The organism is Sulfurimonas sp. (assembly GCF_047622445.1).
In the GTDB taxonomy this organism is placed as follows: Bacteria; Campylobacterota; Campylobacteria; order Campylobacterales; family Sulfurimonadaceae; genus Sulfurimonas.
The window spans coordinates 1-5,369 of record NZ_JBLHOE010000109.1 but is presented as its reverse complement, the minus strand read 5'-3'; the positions used below and the strand labels follow the sequence as shown (position 1 = coordinate 5,369).

At 33.2% G+C, this 5,369-nt stretch carries 5 protein-coding genes; 2 read left to right on the top strand and 3 right to left on the bottom strand.

Annotation, left to right across the window (positions count from 1 at the left end; translation table 11 throughout):
• The first annotated feature begins 80 nt into the window (after nucleotides 1–80).
• Nucleotides 81–1,127 (top strand): lipid-A-disaccharide synthase, encoded by a 1,047-nt coding sequence (lpxB, locus tag ACI9TV_RS15690; RefSeq protein ID WP_415251761.1) that lies wholly within the window; start codon nucleotides 81–83, stop codon nucleotides 1,125–1,127.
• A gap of 4 nt (nucleotides 1,128–1,131) precedes the next feature.
• Complete coding sequence (locus ACI9TV_RS15685) at nucleotides 1,132–2,097, top strand: GGDEF domain-containing protein (protein ID WP_415251760.1); 966 nt, start codon at nucleotides 1,132–1,134, stop codon at nucleotides 2,095–2,097.
• On the opposite strand, the gene ACI9TV_RS15680 is transcribed toward ACI9TV_RS15685, so the two are convergent.
• From ACI9TV_RS15680 to ACI9TV_RS15670, 3 genes are all read right to left on the bottom strand, one after another.
• Entirely contained in the window at nucleotides 2,094–2,468 is a 375-nt protein-coding gene (locus ACI9TV_RS15680) for a thioredoxin family protein (RefSeq protein WP_415251759.1), read from the bottom strand. The two genes, ACI9TV_RS15685 and ACI9TV_RS15680, sit on opposite strands and share 4 nt — an antisense overlap.
• An 11-nt stretch (nucleotides 2,469–2,479) precedes the next feature.
• A complete protein-coding gene (gene dsbD, locus ACI9TV_RS15675; RefSeq protein WP_415251758.1) occupies nucleotides 2,480–4,270 on the bottom strand; it encodes a protein-disulfide reductase DsbD in 1,791 nt (596 codons plus the stop codon).
• A gap of 51 nt (nucleotides 4,271–4,321) precedes the next feature.
• Nucleotides 4,322–5,369 (bottom strand): putative bifunctional diguanylate cyclase/phosphodiesterase (locus tag ACI9TV_RS15670; RefSeq protein WP_415251757.1); only part of this gene is annotated, 1,048 nt, incomplete at its 5' end.

Below are 5,369 nucleotides of genomic sequence, written 5' to 3'. Positions count from 1 at the left end.
AGTTATATGTATGAATTTGTTGATGTTGAGTCATCTGAGAGTTATGATTATAGTGTTGAAAATCATGGGGATGGTGGTTCATGAAAATTTTAGTCAGTGCATTAGAACATTCGGCAAATATTCATTTAAAGTCTCTTAAAAAAGAGTTAAGTTCAGATATTGAATTTATAGGAATCTTTGATGGTGAACTAGGTTCCCCAATTGTTGATTTACGTTCCTTAGCAATTATGGGTTTTGTAGATGTCCTCAAAAAGATTCGATTTTTCTTTAAACTTAATGCTCAAATGGTGGACTTAGCAGAGGAAGTTGATAAGGTTTTACTCATTGATTCTTCGGGCTTTAATCTTCCACTCGCAAAAAAAATTAAAAAGAGATTTCCAGATAAAGAGATAATTTACTATATTTTACCTCAAGCATGGGCATGGAAGAAAAAGCGTATTCCTGTTCTTGCAAGGACAATTGATACCTTAGCTTCAATTTTACCTTTTGAGAAAGACTATTATCCTCCTAATGCTCCTATTAGTTATGTTGGCCATCCACTCTTAGATCAGATAGAAGTATTTAAAGAGAGTCTCAATGAAGAGATTAAAAACATTCTGTTTATGCCAGGAAGTAGAAAGGGTGAAATCTCTAAACTAATGCCTATTTTTCATGAAGTTAGAGCACAACTTGATGTTAAAGCAGTCATAGCTATTCCAGAGTACTTCAGTGAAAAAGAAGTTCAAAATATTTATGGAGATCTTTCACAGTTTGAAATAGTTTACGATTCTCACAAGGCTTTGTATGAAGCTGATTTTGCGTTTATATGTAGTGGAACTGCTACACTTGAAGCATCTTTAATTGGGACACCATTTATACTTTCATATATTGCCAAATCACTTGATTATTTTATAGCTACAAAGTTCGTGAAAATTAATGAGGTAGGTCTAAGTAACATTATGTTTAGAAAGTTTAATGACAGAGGAATTCACCCAGAATTTTTACAAGACGCGGTAACAGTAGAAAACTTACTTGATGCGTATAAACAGTATGATGTCGAAAACTTTTTGGACGATTCAAAAAAACTACGAGAGTATTTAGTGAGTGGAAGTTCGAAAAATGTAGCGAAGCTTATAGAAGAAGCGTAAATTTATGAAAATACAGTTGATGATTCGTTTACTCATAGCATTGTATGTGTTACTTATAGTCTTAGTATCTTATGGAATTTATAATTTAAATCATGATAGTAAAGAGATGGATAAAATAAGAGAAAATCGATATTCAATACTTCTTGAATGCACTAATTTGGAATGTTCAAAAGAAAGTATACTGGAGTTAGATAAAACAAAAAAAGAAATAGATATTTTGAGAAAAGACATGGATGAGAATATAGTACTTATTTTTAATGTAATGTTTCTTGCCGTATTTTCTTTTATTTTTACATATGTAGCCTTGCGAAGAAAAGTATTACAACCAATAGACAAGATGAATGAAATTATTATAGATTATCAAAATGGAAAAGATGATGTAAAAGAATTTAAATCAAATAATGATGAGATTGGTTTAATGATACGAGAATTTTTCATTATGAAAAGAATGCTTGATGATGATTACTCTAAAATAGAGAAGTTAGCTTTAACAGATCCGCTCACAGAAATATTTAATAGACGTGCCTTTTTTGAAATATCTGAGAAAACTTTAAAACTTTCTTTGAGAAACCATACAACATTTTCAATTATGATTCTAGATATAGATTTTTTTAAAAAGGTTAATGATGTATATGGGCACTTAGTTGGAGATGATATTTTAAAGTATCTTGTAAAAAGTGTTGCATCAGAAATACGTGAAAGCGATTTACTTGCTCGTTTTGGTGGGGAGGAGTTTATTGTTATGTTACCAGACACGGATGAGAATGGAGCCCTTGCATTAGCAAAAAAAGTAAGAGAATCTATAGAGAACCATCCTTATGAAGATGAAAAATTAAGTATTCTAGTAACTGTAAGTATTGGAGTGAGTGAATTAAGAGGTGAAAAATTATTACGAGAGTTGATTAAAAGAGCGGATGATGCTCTTTATGCTGCCAAAGCAAATGGAAGAAATAGGGTTGAGGTAAATTAGTTTATTTCGTTGAGCGCCTTGATAAAGCTTGGAACAGTTTTTCCACCATCAAATCTTAAAAGTGTTTTTCCATTGTTATCAACAAAGTAAAATGTTGGAGTTCCAATAAAATTCATACCTTCAGGTAGATCATCAAAATCAAGTTCTATATAAACACCTATAAATTTCGAGTCTAGTTTTTTTATAACGTTCTTATTGTGAAATACAACTGTCTTCATGTAACTACACACACCACAGCTATCACGTCCTAGCATAACCATAACGATCTTGTTTTCTTTCTTGGCTTGGGTTAGGGCTTTTTCGTACTCCATCCATTCAATAGCACTTAATGAACTCACTAAAAGTAAAAAACTAAGTAAAATTTTTTTCATAATATTCCTTTCTATAATGCGTTTAGGTGCTTTAAAAATGGTTCAGGTTTAATAAAACCGATGATTGTTCTCGCAGATTGTAGTTCTCCACTTTCTTTGAAAAACAAAAGTGCAGGGGGCCCAAATACACCGTACTTTTTACTAAGAGCTTTATTTTCAGCACTGTTTTCAGTGATATCCGCTTGGATAAGTACAAACTCATCCATTTTATTTTTTACAGCAGAGTTTGAAAATGTTACTTCTTCTAGTTCTTTACATGCAGTACACCATTCGGCTGAGAAATCAAGAAGAATTTTTTTGCCTTTATTTTTTTTTAGTAGAATGTCAAGCTCTTTTATAGAAGTTACTTTTGTAAATGCAGCGTGTGTAGTTTTACTCGTTACCATTGAAGTAACGGCTTGAGGTTTTAAAAACTCTAGGGGCTTAGCTAAACTTGTTGCGCCTGCTAATACACCTATAAGTAAAGAAAGTGAGTAAATAAATAAAATGATAGCAACACTTTTTTTGAAAATATGGCCACCTTTTTCTAAGGCACCCAGGTAGATTGCAAAACCAATACCAAGCATAGCATATAAAAGCATAGTGATATACTCATCTACGATACGCTCTAACATCCAAACAGCAACACCTAGCATCATAACACCAAAGACAGCAGAAACCATTGTCATCCACATCCCAGGCTTAGGCATAAACTTACCAGCACTTACACCAACAACGATTAATGGAAGTCCCATACCGATACTCATAGCAAAAAGTGCCATCCCACCAAGTAGTGCATCTCCAGTTTGACCAATGTATACAAGCGCACCTGCAAGCGGAGCCGCAACACAAGGACCAACGATAAGTGCAGATAAAAAGCCCATAATAGCTACGCCAATGTAACCGCCTTTGTTCCCACCAACTGAACTTACTTTTGCAACTAAAGAATCTGGCAGTTTAAGTTCATAAAAACCAAACATACTAAATGCAAGAGCCACAAAAACGCCAGAAAATGAGTAGATAACCCATGGATTTTGAAGGGCAGCTTGCAAATTTGCTCCAAAAAGTCCAGCTAAAACACCAGCAAATGTATACGCTACTGCCATAGCAAGAACATAGACTATAGAAAGCATAAGTGCTTTTCTTGTAGTGATATCTTTACCTTGAGATATGATAACTCCAGAGATAATAGGAATCATTGGAAATACACAAGGAGTTAGCGCAAGTAAAAGACCAAAACCTAAAAATGTTAGAAGGATAATAGGAATATTTCCATTTTTAATTGTATCTGCAATTGCATCAGTTTCAGATACCTCTACGTTTTTTGTGACTTCTTTTATTTGCTTAGGAATAGTAAGTGTCTCCAGATTTAATAAAGGTAGTTGTTCCTTTACTTTAGCACTTAAAAGCTTTGAAGTGTCTACATCAAGCTCAAAGGTTTGACTGAGTGGCTCGTAGCATAAACCTTTCTCTGAACAACCTTGGTAGGATATTTTTAGCTTTACTTTTTGTGTACCACTAACACTTGAATCTTTTTGTAATGTAACTATGAATGATGGTGAAGTAACGTATGCTATATCTCCATCGTGATCGATACTTTGAGGAGAGTTTATATTCTTTATAGTAATACCATTCTCATCAAGAAGTTCTAGCTTTGTTTTATCTGCATAAAGGTATATGCTCTGAGCTAGTTCTATATTCGCTTCGATTTGCATTTGAGAATTAAGTGTAGCATGAGGCTTAAAAGCGTCTTCTGGCATTAAAAAAGAGGGGAGTGCAAAAGCAAGAGAAATCGAAAATAAAAAGAGTAATAGTTTTTTCATAAAGTATCCATTAATAATATAAATATGATTGTAACGAGTTATTATTAATATTTATTGATATTTTTTTAAAAACTCTCTGTATTTATCTGCTGGGATAGGTTTTGAGTAGTAATAGCCTTGGATATTTGGACAACCTTCTTCAACCAAAAAATCTAACTGTTCTTTTGTTTCTACACCTTCCGCGATAAGTGAGAGCTTTAAGCTTTTTGCAAGCGCAATAATAGCTCTAACGATGGCCACATCATTTTCATCATGTGGTAAATCTACAATAAAGCTTCGGTCAATTTTCAACCTGTCTATTGGTAATCGCTTGAGATAGGATAAAGAAGAGTAGCCAGTTCCAAAATCATCAATAGAGATAGTAATTCCAAGTTCCCTAATTTGTGTTAGGAGTTTAATTGAAAGTTCAGGGTTTTTCATAATCTGGCTTTCTGTTATTTCTAATTCAAGATTCTTAATGTTGTTATCTAAATCTTTCGTGAGTTGTTTTAAATTATGAATACAGTTTTCATCTTCTAATTGTTTCATAGATAAATTTATAGATAGCTGGCCCGTATGTATTCCTTCCTTCTTCCACTTCATCAGTTGTTCAATTGTTTCTTTCATCATCCATCTATCTATAGGTAAGATAAGCATTGTATCTTCAGCAACAGATATAAAGTTACCAGGCATTACTAAACCTAAATTTGGATGTTGCCAACGGATTAAAGCTTCCATGCCAATTACAGTATGATTAAGAGCATCTATTTTTGGTTGATAATAAGGAATAAATTCATCATTTTCTAAAGCAAGTCTTAAATCTGCTTCAGTTTTTGACTTTTGCATTGCTAGTTGTGTCATTCCTTCATTATAAAACTGATACTGATTTTTACCCATTTCTTTTGCTTTATACATAGCTGTATCAGCATTACGAAGGAGAACGTCACTTGTCATTCCATCCTCTGGGTAACGGCTTATCCCTATACTGAATGTAGTATGAATATTTGTGTTTTCGATGATTACCTTTTTTCTCATTAGGGTTAAGATCTTTTGTGCAATTTTGACAGTACAACTCTCATCTACATCTTCAAGTACAACGGTAAACTCATCTCCTCCCAGT